The organism is Acidovorax sp. M2(2025) (assembly GCF_049330835.1).
Taxonomy (GTDB): domain Bacteria; phylum Pseudomonadota; class Gammaproteobacteria; order Burkholderiales; family Burkholderiaceae_C; genus Acidovorax.
The window spans coordinates 1,837,637-1,856,647 of record NZ_CP186262.1 but is presented as its reverse complement, the minus strand read 5'-3'; the positions used below and the strand labels follow the sequence as shown (position 1 = coordinate 1,856,647).

Annotated in this window: 20 protein-coding genes; 14 read left to right on the top strand and 6 right to left on the bottom strand. The window is 68.6% G+C overall.

The features are described from left to right. Positions 1-18 precede the first annotated feature (18 nt). Complete coding sequence (locus ACOYR3_RS08495; RefSeq protein ID WP_422846012.1) at positions 19-2,316, bottom strand: putative bifunctional diguanylate cyclase/phosphodiesterase; 2,298 nt, start codon at positions 2,314-2,316, stop codon at positions 19-21. A gap of 101 nt (positions 2,317-2,417) precedes the next feature. Beyond that, positions 2,418-3,383, bottom strand: a complete 966-nt coding sequence (gene ylqF, locus ACOYR3_RS08490; RefSeq protein ID WP_422846011.1) for a ribosome biogenesis GTPase YlqF — start codon at positions 3,381-3,383, stop codon at positions 2,418-2,420. Positions 3,384-3,453: 70 nt separating this feature from the next. On the opposite strand from ylqF, the gene ACOYR3_RS08485 reads away from it, so the two are divergent. Further along, entirely contained in the window at positions 3,454-3,696 is a 243-nt protein-coding gene (locus ACOYR3_RS08485; protein WP_422846010.1) for a hypothetical protein, read from the top strand. Further along, on the top strand, positions 3,693-3,935 hold the full coding sequence (locus ACOYR3_RS08480; protein WP_422846009.1) for an oxidoreductase-like domain-containing protein: 243 nt from the start codon (positions 3,693-3,695) through the stop codon (positions 3,933-3,935). The genes ACOYR3_RS08485 and ACOYR3_RS08480 overlap by 4 nt, the downstream gene beginning before the upstream one ends. A 195-nt stretch (positions 3,936-4,130) precedes the next feature. Here the strand turns inward: ACOYR3_RS08480 and gshA are convergent, their stop codons facing one another. The 3 genes from gshA to ACOYR3_RS08465 form a co-directional block, all read right to left on the bottom strand. Next, positions 4,131-5,657 carry a glutamate--cysteine ligase gene (gshA, locus tag ACOYR3_RS08475; protein ID WP_422846008.1) on the bottom strand — a complete coding sequence of 509 codons (1,527 nt, stop codon included), beginning with the start codon at positions 5,655-5,657 and terminating at the stop codon, positions 4,131-4,133. Between the two features lie 74 nt (positions 5,658-5,731). Beyond that, complete coding sequence (locus tag ACOYR3_RS08470) at positions 5,732-6,640, bottom strand: SDR family oxidoreductase (RefSeq protein WP_422846007.1); 909 nt, start codon at positions 6,638-6,640, stop codon at positions 5,732-5,734. Positions 6,641-6,768: 128 nt separating this feature from the next. Beyond that, on the bottom strand, positions 6,769-7,716 hold the full coding sequence (locus ACOYR3_RS08465; protein ID WP_422846006.1) for an aminotransferase class IV: 948 nt from the start codon (positions 7,714-7,716) through the stop codon (positions 6,769-6,771). 100 nt (positions 7,717-7,816) lie between these two features. On the opposite strand from ACOYR3_RS08465, the gene ACOYR3_RS08460 reads away from it, so the two are divergent. The 11 genes from ACOYR3_RS08460 (at position 7,817) to tolA (ending at position 15,957) form a co-directional block, all read left to right on the top strand. Continuing rightward, positions 7,817-8,098, top strand: coding sequence for a DUF427 domain-containing protein (locus ACOYR3_RS08460; RefSeq protein WP_422846005.1), 282 nt, complete (start codon positions 7,817-7,819; stop codon positions 8,096-8,098). Positions 8,099-8,633: 535 nt separating this feature from the next. Further along, complete coding sequence (locus ACOYR3_RS08455) at positions 8,634-9,305, top strand: DUF938 domain-containing protein (RefSeq protein ID WP_422846004.1); 672 nt, start codon at positions 8,634-8,636, stop codon at positions 9,303-9,305. After that, complete coding sequence (locus tag ACOYR3_RS08450) at positions 9,302-9,607, top strand: 2Fe-2S iron-sulfur cluster-binding protein (protein ID WP_422846003.1); 306 nt, start codon at positions 9,302-9,304, stop codon at positions 9,605-9,607. The genes ACOYR3_RS08455 and ACOYR3_RS08450 overlap by 4 nt, the downstream gene beginning before the upstream one ends. Before the next feature lie 300 nt (positions 9,608-9,907). Continuing rightward, positions 9,908-11,029: a bifunctional 3,4-dihydroxy-2-butanone-4-phosphate synthase/GTP cyclohydrolase II gene (ribBA, locus tag ACOYR3_RS08445; RefSeq protein WP_422846002.1), complete on the top strand. Its 1,122-nt coding sequence runs from the start codon at positions 9,908-9,910 to the stop codon at positions 11,027-11,029. 19 nt (positions 11,030-11,048) lie between these two features. Then, positions 11,049-11,513, top strand: coding sequence for a 6,7-dimethyl-8-ribityllumazine synthase (gene ribH / locus ACOYR3_RS08440; RefSeq protein WP_422846001.1), 465 nt, complete (start codon positions 11,049-11,051; stop codon positions 11,511-11,513). Beyond that, positions 11,510-12,079, top strand: coding sequence for a transcription antitermination factor NusB (gene nusB, locus ACOYR3_RS08435; protein ID WP_422846000.1), 570 nt, complete (start codon positions 11,510-11,512; stop codon positions 12,077-12,079). The genes ribH and nusB overlap by 4 nt, the downstream gene beginning before the upstream one ends. Before the next feature lie 91 nt (positions 12,080-12,170). After that, positions 12,171-13,355: a pyridoxal phosphate-dependent aminotransferase gene (locus ACOYR3_RS08430; protein WP_422845999.1), complete on the top strand. Its 1,185-nt coding sequence runs from the start codon at positions 12,171-12,173 to the stop codon at positions 13,353-13,355. A 6-nt stretch (positions 13,356-13,361) separates the two neighbouring features. Then, positions 13,362-13,781: a tol-pal system-associated acyl-CoA thioesterase gene (ybgC, locus tag ACOYR3_RS08425; RefSeq protein ID WP_422845998.1), complete on the top strand. Its 420-nt coding sequence runs from the start codon at positions 13,362-13,364 to the stop codon at positions 13,779-13,781. Then, positions 13,778-14,485: a protein TolQ gene (tolQ, locus tag ACOYR3_RS08420; RefSeq protein WP_422845997.1), complete on the top strand. Its 708-nt coding sequence runs from the start codon at positions 13,778-13,780 to the stop codon at positions 14,483-14,485. The genes ybgC and tolQ overlap by 4 nt, the downstream gene beginning before the upstream one ends. 16 nt (positions 14,486-14,501) lie before the next feature. Beyond that, entirely contained in the window at positions 14,502-14,930 is a 429-nt protein-coding gene (locus ACOYR3_RS08415) for an ExbD/TolR family protein (protein ID WP_422845996.1), read from the top strand. A gap of 28 nt (positions 14,931-14,958) precedes the next feature. Continuing rightward, positions 14,959-15,957, top strand: a complete 999-nt coding sequence (gene tolA, locus ACOYR3_RS08410) for a cell envelope integrity protein TolA (RefSeq protein ID WP_422845995.1) — start codon at positions 14,959-14,961, stop codon at positions 15,955-15,957. Between the two features lie 306 nt (positions 15,958-16,263). On the opposite strand, the gene ACOYR3_RS08405 is transcribed toward tolA, so the two are convergent. Beyond that, positions 16,264-17,604, bottom strand: a complete 1,341-nt coding sequence (locus tag ACOYR3_RS08405; protein WP_422845994.1) for an MFS transporter — start codon at positions 17,602-17,604, stop codon at positions 16,264-16,266. Positions 17,605-17,908: 304 nt separating this feature from the next. Here ACOYR3_RS08405 and cyoA point away from each other — a divergent pair, with 304 nt between their 5' ends. Next, the gene (gene cyoA / locus ACOYR3_RS08400) at positions 17,909-18,970 is read left to right on the top strand and encodes a ubiquinol oxidase subunit II (protein ID WP_422845993.1); all 1,062 of its coding nucleotides are present in this window, start codon (positions 17,909-17,911) and stop codon (positions 18,968-18,970) included. Positions 18,971-19,011 lie beyond the last annotated feature (41 nt).

The window sequence follows — 19,011 nt, the reverse complement described above, 5'->3', positions numbered from 1 at the left end:
TTCAACGCCTTCACGCCGTCATAACCCCGGGCCGGCCTCGCCGGGGGCGCAGGCGCGGGCCAGCCAGTCGGCCTGCGGCTCGGGGCGGCCGAACAGGTAGCCCTGGTGGAGGATGCCGGGCGCGCGCTGGCTCAGGAACTGCGCCTGCTCGGGCGTCTCCACGCCTTCGGCCACCACGCGCAGCCCAAAATGCCGGGCCACCGACAAGATGCCTTCCACCAGCACGCCGTCGTCGGCGTCGTTGGGCGCATCGCGCACGAACGAGCGGTCGATCTTGATTTCCTGGATGGGCAGGCGCTTGAGGTAGGCCAGCGAGGAATAGCCCGTGCCGAAGTCGTCGAGCGAGATGTCCACGCCCAGTGCGGCCAGCGCGTGCATCTTGCCCACGGCATCGTCGAAGTCGTCGATGACCAGGCCCTCGGTCACCTCCAGCGTGAGCAGCCGGGAGTCCGCGCCCGAGGACAGCAGCAGCGCGCGCAGCTGCGGCACAAAGCTGGCCTGCCGGAACTGCCGCGCGCTGAGGTTGACGGACAGGCGCAGCCGCCGGTCGCGGAATACGGGCTGGGCCAGCAGCGCGCAGGCCTGGGCCAGCACCCAGTTGCCCAGGTGGACGATGAGATCCGACTCCTCGGCCACGGGGATGAACACGCCGGGCGCCACCAGGCCGTCGCGCGGGTGCTGCCAGCGCACCAGGGCCTCGGCCCCGGTGATGCGCCCCTGCACGTCCACCTGCGATTGCAGGTACAGGCGCAGTTCGCCGGCGCTGATGGCCTGGCGCAGCTCGCGCTCCACGCGAAAGCGCTGCTCGGCGGCCTCGCCCATGCCCTGCTCGAAGAACGCGGCCCGCCCGCCGCCCGCCTGCTTGGCCCGGTGCAGGGCGGTGCTGGCGCGGCGCAGCGCGTCCTGCGCGCCGTCTTCGGCGCTTTGCGGGTAGAGCGTAATGCCCACGCTCGCGCCCAGCTGCGCTTCTTCCGCATCGTTGTCCTGCAGGTGCAGGGGGCGCAGCAGCACCGCCTGCAGCCGGTCGGCAAAGTCCAGCGCCCGGCGGCCCGCCCGCACGGCATCGGCCCCCAGGCCGTGCAGCACCACCGCGAACTCATCGCCCGCCACGCGCACCAGCAGACCCTGCGGCGGCAGGATTTCCGACAGGCGCAGGGCCACCGCGCAAAGCAGCCGGTCGCCCATCTCGCTGCCGCGGGCGTCGTTGAAGGTGGTGAAGCGGTCCAGGTCCAGCAGCAGCAGCGCGTGCTGGGTGGTGGGCGTGCGGCCCGGGCGGCTCTGCAGCGCGGACAGGCGCTCCATCAGCGCAAAGCGGTTGGGCAGGCTGGTGAGGCTGTCGAAGTGCGCCAGGCGGTGGATCTCCTGCGCGGCGCGCTTGCGCTCGGTGACGTCCTGCTTGAGCTCCACGTAGTGGCTGACGTGCCCGTCGGGCTGCCGGATAGGGGCCACCACCACGGCCTCGACGATCTCGGTGCCGTCCTTGCGGCGGTTGACCTGCTCACCCGCCCAGTTCTCGCCGCGCGACAGCGTGTCGCGCAGGCCCTGCTGCTGGGCCGCGGTGAGCCCGTTGCCGGAAAAGCGCTCCGTGGGCTGGCCCAGCACTTCCTCGCGCGCGAAGCCCGTGCGCGCGACAAAGGCGGCGTTGACGTATTCGATGCGGCCCTGCAGGTCGGTGACGACGATGCTCTCGGGGCTTTGCTCCACCGCGCGCTGCAGCTTGCGCAGCTCGGCGTCGGTGGCCACCAGGCTGCTGGCAGTGCGCTGGGCCTCGCGCACCCGGCCCACGTAGCTGCGCCGCGACAGCAGCGTGGCCGCCGCCGTCACGGCCAGGATGCCGCTCAGGTACACCATGTAGGCGGCACGGTTGCCGTACCGCGCGGGCGGCAGCCATCCCTGCACGTCCGCCCAGACGAAGAACACGAACAGCACGCCCGTGACGCCGGTGAGCACCAGGGTGTGCCGGGCGCCCAGCACCCATCCGGCAAAGACGATGAGCACGGGGAAGTTCAAGAGGTTCGGCCCGCGCAGCCCGCCGTTGTTGGCGGCCACCAGCGCGGCCACGCACCACACGCCCCAGATCAGCACCAGCGCCGCCATGTCCCAGCGCTGGCGCCGGCCCAGCAGCACGCCGGCGCCGCCCAGCGCTGCAGCGGCCAGGTTGAGCAGCACGGGAACCCACGCCAGCGCCTGGTCCAGCAGCACCAGCAAGACCGCGATCACGCTGCCCATGACCAGCACCGCCCACGAGCCCGCCAGCACCAGCTGCGCGGTGGTGGCATCGACTCGCTCAAAAGACCGGGGGACGGCGGCGGGCATTGATGTGCATCAAGAAAAAACAGCCAGTCGGGCATGGTAACCGGAACCCCCGGGCGGCACCGCACCGCGGCAGCGGCAACGGGCGGTGGCTGCGCCGGGGCCTATTCGCCGGCCTCGGGCGCATCGCGCCGGCCCGATCCCTTGCCCTTGGCCTTGGCGCGTGCGTCCTTCTTGGCCTGGCGCTGGGCATCCTGGGCCAGCCCGGCCGTGCGCCAGGCTTCAAACTCCTGCGGCGTCTCCAGCGTGATGCGGCCCAGGATGGCGGTGCGGAAGTCGGTGAGCACGATCTCGGCCGCCTTCTGCAGGTTGACCCGCCCGCCGCCCATCATGGCGCCGCGCTTGCGGCCGATGGCTTCGAGCAATTCGTCGTCTTGCAGCGCGGCGATGGCGTCCGCAGGCAGGCCCAGCTTGTAGCGCGCCTCCAGCAGCGGCGCGTAGTGCGTCTGCAGGCGGCGCAGCAGCTCCAGCGCCACCAGTTCCTCGTCGTAGGCATTGCGCCCCACGGCGCCGCTGGCGGCGAGGTTGTAGCCGCTCTCGGGCACGATGATGCGCGGCCACAGCATGCCGGGCGTGTCCCACAGGTAGAAGTCGTCGGCCAGGGTGATGCGCTGCTCGATCTTGGTGATGCCGGCCTCGTCGCCGGTCTTGGCCTGGCGCTTGTTGGACAGCGTGTTGATGAGCGTGGACTTGCCCACGTTGGGCACGCCGCAGATCAGCACCCGCATGGGCTTGGCCATGCCGCCGCGGCTGGGCGCCAGCAGGTGGCAGGCGTCGATGAGCTTGCGCGCAGGCGCGGGGTCGGACGCATCCAGCGGCACGGCGCGGGTTTCGCTCTGGGCGTTGTACCAGTCCACCCACAGCGGGGTGCGCGCGGGGTCGGCCACGTCCTGCTTGTTGAGCACCTTGAGCGTGGGCTTGTGGCCGGTGAGCTCGGCCAGCAGCGGGTTGCTGCTGGAGCCGGGCAGGCGCGCGTCCAGCACCTCGATCACCACGTCGATGTCCTTGATGCGCTCGGCAATCGCCTTCTTGGTCAGGTGCATGTGACCGGGGAACCACTGGATGGCCATGCGGGGCTTTCGTTCTTTCGCTGAAAAGGGGCAAGGATAATCGCGGTCCCTGTTGCCCACGCCCGCCGCCATGCCCCTGCCCACCCCGACCCGCCGCAAAGCCGACCAGGAAATGCTGTTCAAAGGCGTGACCTGCGCCCTGATCGGGCTGGTGATCCTGCTCGCACCCTACATCGCGCGGTCGGACAGCGTGCGCGAGATGATGGGCCAGGCGGCCGTGGTGGGCTGGTTTGCGCTGGTGCTGGGGCTGGCCTTTGTGGTGCAGTGGGCCGTGCGGCGGGCCCGCCAGCGCAAGGACGCCGGCCGTCCATGAGCACGGCCGCCGCGTCGGGCCCCCTCGCGCCCCCCGCGCCTGCAGTGGACGCGGCCTCGGCGCAGGCCATGTTCCGCGGGCTGCAGGAGCGCGCCGCGCTGGCGGGCATCCCCCTGCGCCACCCGCCACCCGAGCCCACGAGCTGCTGCGGCCGGGGCTGCAATGGCTGTGTGTGGGAGGGGTTCCTCGACGCGGCTGAATACTGGCGGCAGGAAGCGCTGCTGCAATTGCAGGGCTGAAATCCAAACCCAATCGGCCTCTAGCGCTTGATGGACAATCGCCGACAGCTATCAAATTAATAGCATCAAACCACTCTGCCAAGCGGCAGGCGCCGCCTGGAACCGGCGCGGTCCAAGGCCCGTGCCACCGTGGAACGGGCTTTGCCAGGGCTGCTGGCGTCCCCCTTGGGGAAAGCGACGCAGCCGCTCAGGGGGTCATCCCAGTTCTTTCACCGCCATGTACTGCTCGCGCCAGGCCTCGAACGGCAGCGTGTCGGCGGCCTCGATGGTCTTTTGCGCGGCGATGGATTCCTCGGCCAGGGCCGCATAGCGGGCCTGCTGCTGCGGCGTCCAGGGCCGGGCCAGCAAGGCGTTCTGCGCCTGCACCGAGCATTCGCGCGCAAAGGCCTCGAAGCTGTGGCCGTGCTGCTGGGTGATGGACTGCAGCACGCGGGCCGAGGGCGTTTCATCCGGCGCGGCCATCAGCGCCCGCGCCGCCCGCAGCGCAGCGCTGTAGTCGCCGCTGCCATGCTGTGCGTCCAGCGCCTGGGCCAGCGGGGCGCATTCGTCCAGCACCTGCGTGCCCCAGTCGGCGAGCCGCACGCGTTCGCCGCCGCGCTGCAGCAGCAGGCCGGGCTCGCGCCCGCGCTCGGCCGTGAGGTGCTGGTTCTGCTTGAGCGCGGCAATCTCGGCCGGCGTGTCGGGCGGGCTGTCGGACAGCAGGCAGTGCAGCAGGAACACGTCCAGCAGCCGCATGGTCTGCGCCGTGATGCCCACGGGCACGAACGGGTCCAGGTCCATCAGGCGCACCTCCACATATTCCACGCCGCGCTCGCGCAGCGCGTGCAAGGGGCGCTCGCCCGTGCGCACGGTGCGCTTGGGGCGGATGGTGCCGTAGAACTCGTTCTCGATCTGCAGCAGGCTGGTGCCCAGCTGGTTGTAGTCGCCGCCCGGGTTGCGCACGCCCAGGGCCTCGTAGGCCGGGTAAGGCTTGGTGAGGGCCTCGTGCAGCGAATTGGCGTAGCCCGTGAGGCCGTTGTAGCTCACGGCCAGCGTGGCCTGGGCATCGCTCTGGTAGCCCAGGCGGCCCATGCGCAGCGAGGTGGCGTGGGGCAGGTACAGCGCGCTGCCGCCTTCCATGCGCTGCAGGCCGTGCTCGCGCCCCTCCACAAAGCACGGACACAGCGCGGGCGAGGCGCCAAACAGGTACAGCAGCACAAAGGCATGCCGGCGGAAGTTGCGGATGAGGGCAAAGTACTGCTCGCTCGTCACACCGGGCAGCGACCAGTTGTAGTGGATGCCCGAGATGGTCTGCATGCGCCGGCCGTAGCGGTGGCCCAGGCCCATGCGGTACACGCTCTTGGCGCGGCCGATGTTGGAGCCGCCGTAGCGCGCCAGCGGGATGGTTTCGTCCGTGGGCAGCCCGCAGGGCATGCTGGACGCCCACAGCAGCTCGCCGCCGCTGTCCTTGAGCACATGGTGCACGAACTGGTGCACCTCGGTCAGCTCATCCAGGCAGTCTTCCACGCCCCGGTGCGCGCCCGTGATCAGCTCCAGCTGCGATTCGCTGTAGTCGGTGGTGATCAGCGGGTGCGTGAGGGCCGAGCCCAGTGCCAGCGGGTGGGGCGTGAGGGCCAGCCCGTCCGTGGGCAGCACGCGCAGCCCTTCTTTCTCGATGCCGCGGCGAATCCCCCCCAGGGCATCCGCCGGGTAGGCGGCCAGTCTCTCGTGCAGTGTGCTCATGTGCTTATACCGATCCGTCGTCTTTTGTCGGCCCGGAACTTAGCACGGAGCTGGCTGGCGCGTACGGACCTGGCTTAAACCCTGGCCGCCAGGGCCTTTCCGACTTCATTGGTGCCCTGCGCCGCGCCACTTTGTGGTACTTGCTCGCCCGAGCGGTCCGTCACCTCGGCCAGGCGGGCGGCCAGCTGCTCAGGCACCTCGGCGCCCAGCCCCAAGTGAATGCCCTGCGTGAGGGTGATGTGGGCCGCCTCAAAGGTGCCCGCGCCCGCGCACAGGATGGTGCGGGTGGGCGCGCTCTCGTGGGCCAGCACCAGCATGGCGGGCACCACGGCCTCGGGCTTCAGGGCGTCGAGCACTTCCTGCGGCATCAGGCCTTCGGTCATGCGCGTGGCGGCAGTGGGGGCCAGGGCGTTGACGTGGATGTTGTACTTGGCGCCCTCGATGGCCAGCGTCTGCATCAGCCCCACCTGCGCGAGCTTGGCCGCGCCGTAGTTGGCCTGGCCGAAGTTGCCGTACAGACCGGTGGACGAGGTGGTCATCACGATGCGGCCGTACTGCTGCGCCACCATGTGCGGCCACACGGCCTTGCAGCAGTGGGCTGCGCCCATCAGGTGCACCTGCACGACCAGGTTGAAGTCGGCCATGTCCATCTTGGCGAACGACTTGTCGCGCAGGATGCCGGCGTTGTTGACCAGGATGTCCACGCGGCCCCAGGCGTCGATGGCCTGCTGCACCATGGCCTCCACGGCCGCGAAGTCGGTGACCGATGCGCCATTGGCCAGCGCCTCGCCGCCCGCCGCGCGGATCTCATCCACCATGGCCTGCGCCGCCGTCACCGTGCCGCCGCTGCCGTCCACCGCGCCGCCCAGGTCGTTGACCAGCACCTTGGCGCCGCGCGCCGCCAGGGCCAGTGCATGCTGGCGGCCCAGGCCGCCGCCCGCGCCGGTCACGATGGCCACGCGGCCCTTGAAATCAATGCTCATGCAGGTTCTCCAGTGTGTTTGCCGAAAAGGATGGGCTGGCGCACGCGCGCCGCGCGGGGCACTGTAAGCCACCGGGGGCGCGGCGCTGGTTGCGTTGGCGACTCCGGAGCGGCAGGGCTCCAAAAGGTTCAGGCCGGCGCGGCGCTGGCGGCAGCACTCCCGCCGGTCGCCTGGTAGTTCACCGGCCGGCTCAGGCGCGGGTCACGGTGCCAGTCCCAGTACGTCTGCACCAGCTGGCGCACCACGGGGCCCACGGTGCCATCGCCCACGGGCCGGCCGTCCACGCGGGTGACGGGCAAGACGCCGCCGCCGGACGTGGACAGGAACACCTCGCGCGCCGCCCGCAGCTGCGCCGCAGGCAGGTCGCGCACCTCCAGCGGCAGGCCCAGCGCCTGCGCCATCTCGATCACCGTGCGGCGCGTGATGCCTTCCAGCACGCCCTGGGCCGGCGTGACCACGGTGCCCTGCGCGGTGACGCAAAAGACGTTGAAACCAGGCCCTTCCACCACATGGCCCGCGGCATCGGTCAGCACCACCGTGTCGCCGCCCGCGTCCAGCGCACCCAGCAGGCCCATGGTGAGGTCGTTCCAGTGGTAGTTCTTGGCGCGCGGGTCCACGCTCTGGGCGGGGATGCGCTGCACGTCGCTCACGACCAGGTGCAGGCCCTGCGCGCGCTGCGCTTCGTTGGCGATCCACACATACGGCACGGCAAATGCGTAGAACTGGTTCACCGCCTGGCGCGGGTCGCGCGAGCCCCAGGGCGGCTGGCCGCGGGTGACGATCATCTCCACATACGCGTTGCGCAGGCCCGACAGGCGCACGCACTGCTCCAGCACCGCGGTGATCTCGCCGGCCGAGCGCCCCGGGTCCAGCCGAAAGCGCGCGCAACTGGCCAGGAACCGCTCCAGGTGCGCGTCCAGGCGGAAAAACGCGCCGTCCCACACCGTCACCACGTCATAGGTTGCGTCCGACCGCAGGAACCCCCAGTCGGTGATGGGGATGGCCGCCTCGCTGATGGGGACATACTGGCCGCGCACGCAGGCGACCCCGTGGGAATAATCGGGCAGGTTGCTCATCCGCCCATTCTTGGTGGCCGCAGCGCCGAACGCAACCCTTTGCGGCCGCTGCCCGCGCCCCGCCGCAAGGCCATCCCCCAATTTTTTTCAAGGAGTCCGCATGAAAGCCACCTGGAACGGCGTTGTCCTCGCCGAAAGCAACGACACGGTCATGGTCGAGGGCAACCACTATTTCCCCGACAGCGCCCTGAACCGCGCGTTCTTCACCTTCAGCAACCACAAGAGCACCTGCCCGTGGAAAGGCCAGGCCAGCTACCTCTCGCTGCTGGTCAACGGCGAGCTGAACGCCGACGCAGCCTGGTTCTACGCCGACCCCAAGCCCGAGGCCGAACAGATCCGCGGCCGTGTGGCGTTCTGGAAGGGCGTGAAGGTGACGGACTGAAAAAGCAGCACTGGCAGGGCGCCTGCGGGTTATCCCTGCAGGCGCTGGACAATCGTGTGGATAAGTTTTGGCAAGTCCTGTATGGCCGCGCCAAGTCATTGATTTGTAATGCACTACGCCAGATTGCTCAATTTTTAATCAACCACCCCTTCCCCCACCTCCTGGTTATCCCTGCGCGCACTGGACAACGCTGTGGACAACCTTGAAAAAGCCTTGGATCGCATGCCTAAGTGCTTGATTTTGAAGGACTATCCTTGCATTGCAAAAAAAGAAGGCAACCACAGCCCTCCCGGCCGGAGCCCCTTCGCCATCGCAGTTATCCCACCCCGCGCTGAACAATTTTGTGGATAACTCTGGACAAGCCCTGTATGGCCGGCGTAAGTGCTTGATTTGCAAGGGCCGCGTCAGGCCTGCTGAAAAAGAAGGCAGCGGGCACGGACCTGCGTGCCGCGGTACAGTCGGGGCCGCCGCCCTGCGGATGCTGCAAAATTCATAGCTTCCAGCGCTTTCCCAGCAAGGGCTGGAGGCCAAAAACATGCAAAAATCAGACCCCGATCTTCCCCACAGCCCCGCGGCCGAGCGCAACCAGGGCCCCATCCTGGCCCAGCTGCAGGCCCTGCTGGGCCCCACCGGCCGCGCGCTGGAGGTGGCCAGCGGCACCGGCCAGCACGCGGCCCACTTTGCGGCGGCCCTGCCCGGCTGGCAATGGCAGCCCACCGACCGGCAGGCCGATCACTTCGGCGCCATCACCGGCTGGGCGGCCCACCGCGGTGCGGCCAACGTGCAGGTCCCGCGGCGCCTGGATGTGCTGCACAGCCCCTGGCCCGACGAGGGCCCGGCCTTCGGGGCCGAATTCGACCTGGTCTACTGCGCCAACATGCTGCACATTGCGCCCTGGGCGTGCTGCGCCGCGCTGATGCAGGGCGCCGCGCGCCACCTGGCTCCAGGCGGACGGCTCGTCACCTACGGGCCCTACCTGGAAGACGGCGCGCCGACCGCGCCCAGCAATGCGGCGTTTGACGCCAGCCTGCGCGCGCAGGACAGCGCCTGGGGCCTGCGCCGCCTCGAAGACGTGGCGGCCACGGCCGCCGCCGCCGGCCTGGCCCTGCTGCAGCGCCACGCCCTGCCCGCCAACAACCTGCTGCTGGTGTGGGGCCATGCCTGCACCGCACCCCAGGCAACCCAACCCACCGTCCTGTCCGCATGACCGCCCCCACCACACCGCCCACCGCCCCGTTCTTCATCGCCAAGGTCGAGCCCGACGGCCTGCAGTGCGACGCCTGGCCCGAGCAGCCACTGCTGCTGTCCCTGGAGCAAGGCGGCATCGACTGGCCCAGTTCCTGCCGCAACGGCACCTGCCGCACCTGCATCGGCCACCTGGTCGAGGGCACGGTGCGCTACGCCATCGAGTGGCCCGGCCTCTCGGCCGAGGAAAAGGCCGAGGGCTGTGTGCTGCCCTGCGTGGCCTACCCGGCGTCTGACGTGGTGATCCAGGGCTCGGCGATCTGAGAACGTGTTCACGATCTGAACCCGCTCAGGAGCCCCCCGCTCTCTCCGTTGCTTGAGGCGGCGCAAGCTGGGCAACGCCCGCGCCACCGGGAGGCCGCGCAAAGGCACCGCCGTGAACTAAAATCACACCTTTGCTCTGCAGATGCGGCAGCCTGGCCGCTGCACCTGCGACGTGCGGCAGCGCCGTATCGCATGTTCTTTGGGTGGTTCTGGAGGCGCCGAGCCTCCGCCAGAGGAACCTGCACTGCAGCGCCCCGCCAACCCGCCGCCCGCGGTGGCCCCAACGAAAGCATCCCTCTCATGAATTCCCCCCTCACCCCGGTGCCCATCTCGCCGGTGCAAGACATCGTGGCCGAGATGCGCGCCGGGCGCATCGTCATCCTGGTGGATGAAGAAGACCGCGAGAACGAAGGCGACCTGGTGCTGGCGGCGGACCACGTCACACCCGAGGCCATCAACTTCATGGCCCGCTTCGGCCGGGGGCTGATCTGCCTCACGCTCTCGCGCGAGCGCTGCGAGCGCCTGCAGCTGCCGCCCATGGTGGCGCGCAACGGCACCAAGATGGGCACGGCCTTCACCGTGTCGATCGAGGCGGCCGAAGGAGTGACCACCGGCATCTCCGCCGCCGATCGCGCCCGCACCGTGCAGGCCGCCGTGGCCCCCAACGCGCAGGCCAGCGACCTGGTGCAGCCCGGCCACATCTTCCCGTTGCAGGCCGTGGAAGGCGGCGTGCTCATGCGCGCAGGCCACACCGAAGCCGGCTGCGACCTGGCCGCCATGGCCGGCTGCAGCCCCGCTGCGGTGATCTGCGAGATCATGAAGGACGACGGCACCATGGCCCGCCTGCCGGACCTGCAGCTGTTCGCCGCCGAGCATGGGCTGAAGATCGGCACCATTGCCGACCTCATCGAATACCGCAGCCGCAACGAATCCCTGGTCGAAAAGGTGGGCCAGCGCGAGCTGAAGACGGCGTTTGGCACCTTCACCGCCCATGCCTTCCGCGACAAGCCCAGCCAGGCCCTGCACCTGGCCCTGGTCAAGGGCGCGTGGGACGCCAGCGACTCGGTGCCCGTGCGCGTGCACGAGCCGCTGTCGGTGCTGGACGCTCTGGAAGTCAACCGCTCCATGCATTCCTGGAGCCTGGACACCAGCCTGCAGTATCTGGCCGCGCAGGGCAAGGGCGTGGCCGTGCTGCTCAACTGCGGCGAAAGCGCCGCGCAGCTGCTGGCCCAGTTTGAAGGCACCGCCCGCTCCGCCCAGGCGCCCGAGCGCGGCCGCATGGACCTGCGCACCTACGGCGTGGGCGCCCAGATCCTGCGCGAATGCGGCGTGCACAAGATGGCCCTGATGGGCCAGCCGCGCCGCATGCCCAGCATGGCGGGCTACGGCCTCGAAATCACCGGATTCATCCCCAAAGAGTAAAGACAAGAACAGGATCACCATGTTTGGCGCAGAAAAAGGAACGGCGGACCGGCTCGATGGCAAGAAGCTGCACATCGGCATCGTGCAGGCCCGCTTCAACGAAAGCATCACCAACTCCCTGGCCAGCGCCTGCCGCGCCGAGCTGCTGGCGATGGGCGTGCAGGAAAAGAACATCAAGCACGTGCTGGTGCCCGGCGCGCTGGAAGTGCCCGTGGCCCTGCAGGCCCTGGCCGAGGCGGACGAGTACGACGCGCTGATCGCCCTGGGCTGCATCATCCGCGGCGAGACCTACCATTTCGAACTGGTGGCCAACGAGTCCGGCGCGGGCGTGTCGCGCGTGTCGCTGGACTACCAGGTGCCCATCGCCAACGCCATCATCACCACCGAGAACATGGAGCAAGCCATCGCCCGCCAGACCGAAAAGGGCGTGGACGCGGCCCGCGTGGCGGTGGAGATGGCCCACCTGCTGGACGATCTGTCATGAGCGAGAACACCCCCTCTTCCTCCGGCACGCCCCCGCGCCCGCCGCGCCAGCCCCGCACGGGCGTGACGTCCACCGGCGCGCGCAAGGCCGCGTCCAAGTCCAACCGCAGCCGTGCGCGCGAGTTCGCGCTGCAGGCGCTGTACCAGCACCTGGTGGGCGGCAACTCGCCCGAGGCGATCGACACCTTCACGCGCGACCTGGCGGGCTTTCACAAGGCCGACTCGGCGCACTACGACGCGCTGCTGCACGGCTGCATCGCCACCGCGGCCGACATGGATGCGCTGATCACCCCGCTGCTGGACCGCAAGATGGCCGAGATCTCGCCCATCGAGCACGCCACCATGTGGATCGGCGTGTACGAGTTCCAGCACTGCATGGACGTGCCCTGGCGCGTGGTGCTCAACGAGTGCATCGAGCTGGCCAAGGAGTTTGGCGGCACCGACGGCCACAAGTATGTGAACGGCGTGCTCAACGGCCTGGCGCCCAAGCTGCGCGCGGCCGAGGTTGGCGCCGACAAGGCCTCTGGCGCGTCGCCAGCGGCCGGCACATCCCCCGAGGGCGCCTGACCGCGCCGCCAGCCCGGGTACGCGCCCCGCGGTGCCACCCGGAGCTCCGTCTCCGAACCACGCCCGACCCGCACGGGCAGGACCCTTTCCGATGAAGTTTTCCACGCGCGCCGAGCGCATCGAACCGTTCTACGTGATGGAAGTGGCCAAGGCCGCGCAGGCCCTGGCCCGCGAAGTGGCCGGCACGCGCGAGCCCATGATCTTCCTGAACATCGGCGAGCCGGACTTCACCGCGCCGCCGCTGGTGCAGGAGGCCGCGGCACGCGCCGTGCGCGAGGGCGCCACGCAGTACACCAACGCCCTGGGGCTGGACGCGCTGCGCGAGCGCATCAGCGGCTGGTACCAAAGCCGCTTCGGCGTCGACGTGCCCGCCCGCCGCATCGTGGTGACGGCCGGCGCATCCGCCGCGCTGCAGCTCGCGTGCCTGGCGCTCATCGAGGCAGGCGACGAGATCCTGATGCCCGACCCCAGCTACCCCTGCAACCGCCACTTCGTGAGCGCCGCAGAAGGCCGGGCCGTGCTGCTGCCCACCACGGCGGCCGAGCGCTACCAGCTGAGCGCCGACAAGGTGCGTGCGGCGTGGAACGAGAAAACGCGTGGCGTGCTCCTGGCATCGCCGTCAAATCCGACCGGCACCTCCATTGCGCTCGGCGAGCTGCGCCGCATCCATGACGTGGTGCGCGCGCACGGCGGCATCACGATGATCGACGAGATCTACCTGGGCCTGTCGTACGAAGAAGAGTTCGGGCACACGGCGCTCTCGATTGACGAGACCATCATCAGCATCAACAGCTTCAGCAAGTACTTCAACATGACCGGCTGGCGCCTGGGCTGGATGGTGGTGCCCGAAGCCATGGTGCCGGTGGTGGAGCGCCTGGCGCAGAACCTGTTCATCTGCGCCAGCACGGTGTCGCAGCACGCGGCGCTGGCCTGCTTCGAGGCCGAGAGCATCGCTGAATACGAACGCCGCCGCGCCGAGTTCAAGGCCCGGCGCGACTTCTTCATCCCCGCGTTGCAGTCCCTGGGCCTCACCGTGCCGGTGATGCCCGATGGCGCGTTCTACGCCTGGGCGGACTGCACCCAGGCCGCGCAGCAGTTGGGCGTGCAGGGCAGCTGGGACACCGCGTTCGAGCTGATGCGCCGCGCGCACATTGCCGTGACGCCAGGGCGCGACTTCGGCACGGCCGAGACGCAGCGCTTCATCCGCCTGTCCACGGCGAACTCGATGGCGCAGCTGCAAGAGTCGGTCGCACGGCTGCGCAAGCTGCTGGGGTGAAGCGGCATGGGGTACGAGTTTCCCATCCGCGTCTACTGGGAGGACACCGATGCCGGGGGCATCGTGTTCTATGCCAACTACCTCAAGTTCTTTGAGCGCGCCCGCACGGAGTGGCTGCGCTCGCTGGGCGTGGGCCAGCAGCGGCTGCGGGAACAAACGGGCGGGATGTTTGTCGTAACCGACGCACAGCTGCGCTACCACCGGCCGGCGCGCCTGGATGACGAACTCATTGTTACCGCCGCTTTGCAGAGCAGTGGCCGCGCATCGTTGACAATACTGCAGCAGGCGCTCCTGAAACCAGAGCAGATGACCGTACAGACACCGACGCTGTTGACCGAAGGCACCATCCGCATCGGATGGGTTGACGCCACCACCCTGCGCCCCGCCCGCATTCCGAGCTCCCTTCTGGAACAACTCACACCATGAACTCCCAAAACATGTCCATCATCTCCCTGGTGCTGCACGCCAGCTGGGTGGTGCAACTCGTGATGCTGCTGCTGCTGTGCGTGTCGGTGGCGAGCTGGGCCGCCATCTTCCGCAAGCTGTTCGCGCTCAAGCGGGTGAAGGCCCTCAACGAGGATTTCGAGCGGGAGTTCTGGTCCGGCACCAGCCTGAACGACCTGTACGCCAGCGCCGCCCAGAACGCCAAGCACGCGGGCCCCATGGAACGCATCTTCGCCAGCGGCATGCGCGAGTACCAGAAGCTGCGCGAACGCCGCATCACCGACCCCGGCACCTTGCTGGACGGCGCCCGCCGCGCCATGCGCGCGAGCTTCCAGCGCGAGATGGACGTGGTCGAGTCCAGCCTCTCGTTCCTGGCCTCGGTGGGCTCCGTGTCGCCGTATGTGGGCCTGTTTGGCACCGTGTGGGGGATCATGCATGCCTTCACCGGCTTCGCGGGCATGGAGCAGGTGACGCTTGCCACCGTGGCGCCCGGCATTGCCGAGGCCCTGGTGGCCACCGCCATCGGGTTGTTCTCCGCCATTCCGGCCGTGATCGCCTACAACCGTTTCGCCCGGGACATCGACCGCGTCGCCACCCACCAGGAGACCTTCATCGAAGAGTTCTCCAACATCCTGCAGCGCAACCTGGGCGCGCAGCCCGCGGGCCACACGGCGTCGGGCCACTGAACGGAGAGACTCGCCCATGCCCGCCCTTGCCTCCCGCGGCCGAGGCCGCCGCACCATCAATGAGATCAACATGGTGCCTTTCATCGACGTGATGCTGGTGCTGCTCATCATCTTCATGGTGACAGCCCCCATGCTCACGCCCGGCATGGTCGACGTGCCCAGCGTGGGCAAGGGCAAGAACATGCCCAAGGTGGTGGCGCAGGTCATCGTGAACAAGGATGGCTCGCTGCAGTTCAAGACCCCCGACGCCACCCGCAGCCTGAACCAGCGCGAGATCGGCGAGGCGGCCAGCCGCTGGCAGAAGGCCCAGGACGAGAACGCCACCAGCGCCGTCGTCATCACGGCCGACAAGGGCGTGCAGTACGAAAGCGTGGTCAAGGCCATGGACGCGCTGCAAAAGGCCGGCGTGCAGCGCGTGGGCCTGTCCGTCAAGCAGGGCGGATAAGCCGCCTGCGCCTTTGTTGCCCCGCCCCATGCACGACCACCACAACGACCGCGACCAGTTTGCCCCCCCCGAGCCGCCGGCGCGGCTGCGCGCCGTCGCCCTGGCGGTGCTGGTGCATGCCGTGCTGATCGGCGCGCTGACCTGGGGCGTCAACTGGAAAAACACTGCAGACCAGCCCGCGGTCGAGGCGGAACTGTGGGCCGCCGTGCCCACCCAGGCGGCGCCCCGCGCCGTGGAGCCGCCACCGCCTCCCCCCCCGCCGCCCGTGCAGCAAGCCACGCCACCGCCCCCCCCGCCCCCGCCCCCGCCCCCCGTGCGGACGGCGGAGCCGAACGACACGCGCGAGGCCGACATCGCCATCGAGCGCGAAAAGAAGCGCCTGGAGCAGGAAAAGAAGGCGCGCGAACAACAGCAAGAGCGCGAAAAGCGTGAGCGCGAGCGCAAGGAAGAAGAGCGCCGCGAACGCCTGGAGCAGGAGAAGAAAGAGCGCCTGCAAAAAGAGAAGGAAAAGGAAAAAGAGAAGGAGAAAAAGGAGCTGCGCGAGAAGCAGCTGGCCGAGCAAAAGAAGGCCGAGCAGGAAAAGCAGAAGAAGCTCGCCGAGGACAAGCGCAAGGCCGACGAAACGGCCAAGCGCAAGGCAGACGCCGAGGCCAAGCAGCTGGCCGAGCTGCGCGAAGCCAACCTGCGCCGCATCCAGGGCCTGGCCGGAGCCACCGGTGGCGAGAATGCGACCGGCAAGGACAAAGAAACTCGGGGTCCTTCCGGCGCCTACGGCGGCAAGGTGGCCGCCAAGGTCAAGCCCAACATCGTGTACCCCGATGCCATCTCGGGCAATCCGCGCGCCGAAGTGGAGGTGCGCCTGGCGCCCGACGGCACCATCGTGGGAAAGCGCCTGGTGCAGTCCAGCGGCAACCGGGCCTGGGACGACGCCGTGCTGCGCGCCCTGGACAAGACCGAGACCCTGCCCCGCGACGTGGATGGCCGCGTGCCGCCCTCGCTGACCATTGGCTTCCGGCCCCAGGACTGAGGGCGGCAGCGGCTCCGCCACGGCAAAACGCCCGGCAGAACCGGGCGTTTTTTGGTCATTTCGCCTGATGAGCGACCTACCTCAGACGCTTTCTCTTCCCCACCCGTTCGGGCTGAGCCTGTCGAAGCCTTGCACGCGCGCTGCAAGCCCTGGCTTCGACAGGCTCAGCCCGAACGGATGGAGTGGTATCTGAGACAAGTAACTAATCAGGTCATTTCGGCATCCAGCCCTTTACTACCAAGCGCTAGAAGCTCTCATTTTGATAGCAATCTTACTCCCACGCGGGGGTGAAGCCCACCTCCGTTCTTACCGGTCGCGGCGCTCCATGCGCCGGTTCAGGTTGAGCGCGCCCAGCGTGCAGGCCACCCCGGACAGCAGGTACACCGTCACGGCCAGCAGGCCGAACTGGGCCGACAGGTACAAGGCCACCAGCGGCGCAAACGCGGCGCCGATGATCCAGGCCAGGTCCGCCGAGAGCGCCGCCCCGGTGTAGCGGTACTGGGGCGAGAAGTTGGCGGTGACCGTGCCGGAAGCCTGGCCGTACGACAGCCCCAGCAGCACAAAGCCCAGGAGCAGGAACATGGTGCTGCCCACCTCGCCGGTGCTCAGCAGCACCGGCGCCATGAAGCTGAACACGCCGATCAGCACCGCCATGCCGCCCAGCAGCTTGCGCCGGCCCAGGTGGTCCGACAGCCAGCCGGACACCATGATCGCCCCGGCGGCCAGGAAGGCGCCCACGATCTGCACCGCCAGGATCTGCGTGACCGGCTGCTCCGAATACAGCGTGATCCACGACAGCGGAAACACGGTGACCAGATGGAACAGCGCAAAGCTGGCCAGCGCCGCGAACGCCCCCAGCAGCACGTTGCTGCCCTCGTCACGCACCACCCGGCTCACCGGCACGGGCTGCAGTTCGCGCTCTTGCAGCAGTTCGGCGTAGGACTGCCCCACCACCAGGCGCAGCCGCGCGAACAGCGCGACCACGTTCACGGCAAAGGCCACGAAGAACGGGTAGCGCCAGCCCCAGGCCAGAAACTCCTGCACGCTCAGGCTGCTGTACAGATAGGCAAACAGGCTGGCGGCCAGCACAAAGCCCAGCGGAGCGCCCAACTGCCCGATCATGGCGTACCAGCCGCGGCGGTTCCTGGGCGCGGACATGGCCAGCAGAGATGGCAGGCCGTCCCACGAACCGCCCAGCGCCAGCCCCTGGCCGATGCGCAGGACCAGCAGGGCGATCACCGCCGCCATCCCCGCGTCCTTGTAGCCGGGCAAGAACGCCATGCCCACGGTGCACACGCCCAGCAGGAACAGCGCCAGGGTGAGCTTGGTGCCCCGCCCCCAGCGCCGCTGGACGGCCATCGAAATCGCGGTGCCCACCGGCCGCGCCACAAACGCCACCGCCAGCAGGGCAAACGACATCAAGGTCCCGTCCAGGTGCGACAGGAAGGGAAACAGGAACGATGGAAAGACCAGAACGCAGGCAATTCCGAAAACGAAAAAGTCAAAGTACTCCGACGAGCGTCCGATGATCACGCCCACGGCGATTTCGCTGGGGGTCACGTCTTCGTGCGTATCAGCCCGGGACAGGGAGGCGGGGCTTTCTTCAAAGCCGGCCGCAGGGTAGCTGGCAAAGGCAGGGCTGCTCATGAACCGATCTCCTGGTCGTTGTGTGAAAAAGGCAACACCGTTCTACACCCAAGCGCAATCCGCCACAAGTGCGGTTTCACTATGTCAGGCGCAGGACAACGCCGCATGGCAAGGGCCCGGGCCGACCCTGGCGAGCGCCAAGACTTTGACCTTGGACAAAATGTCCCATGGACAAAAAAGCTAGCGCTATTACATTCGCGGTCACTTCGTTATCCGCGTTTACCCCAGGGGTCGCCTGCGGGCTGCCGTGACCGGCAGCCGCGCGGAACCGGCCCTCGACAAGCGCCCCGATTGCGCAACCTCCATGTCCATATCCACTCTTTCCCGCGCGCCTGCCTGGCTGGCCGCTGCGGCCGCTGCCGGCGGCCTGGCCGGCTGCAGCAAAGCCGTCGTCCTGAACCCCGCAGGCGACATCGCCTCGCAACAAGGCCACATGGTCATCCAGGCCACGTTGCTGATGCTCATCATCATCGTGCCGGTCATTGCCCTGACCCTGTGGTTCGCCTGGAAATACCGCCAGAACAACAGCGCCAACACCGAGGCCGACTACGACCCCGACTGGCACCACTCCACCACGCTGGAACTGGTGATCTGGACCGTGCCACTGATGATCATCATCGCCCTGGGCGCGCTCACCTGGATCGGCACGCACAAGCTCGACCCGTACCGCCCCCTGGACCGCATCTCGTCCACCAAGGCGCTGGATGCGCAATCCACCCCGCTGGTGGTGCAGGTGGTGGCCATGGACTGGAAATGGCTGTTCTTCTACCCCGAACAAGGCATCGCCACGGTCAACGAACTGGCTGCGCCGGTGGACCGCCCCATCCTGTTCCAGCTCACGGCCACGTCCACGATGAATGCGTTCTACGTGCCGGACCTGGCGGGCATGATCTACGCAATGCCGGGCATGCAGACCGAGCTCAACGCGGTCATCAACCGGCCGGGCGTGTTCCCCGGCATGGCCTCGCATTACAGCGGCAAGGGCTTTTCGGGCATGACCTTCAAGTTCCACGGCCTGGCCCAGCAGGACTTTGACCAGTGGGTGGCCGCCGCCCGCGCAGAAGGCAAGGCGCTGGACCGCAAGGCCTACCTGCAACTGGCGCAGCCCAGCGAGCGCGACCCCGTGCAGCGCTTCGCCAGCGTGGAGGACGGGCTGTACGACAAGGTGCTCAACCGCTGCGCCGAGGACGGCAAGATGTGCATGCACCACATGATGGCCATCGACGAGAACGGCGGCGATGCCTATGTGCGCGCCATGGGCCTGAACCTGCCGCAGGACGTATGCACCTCGAAGAACGCGGCCCAGGTGGTGGCGAGCCTGGAAGCCCGCCACGCGCCGGCGCGCGGCGCCCACTCCGTCCAATGATCCGCCCCTGACCTGCCCGCCTGGCGCCCGCACCTGCGCGC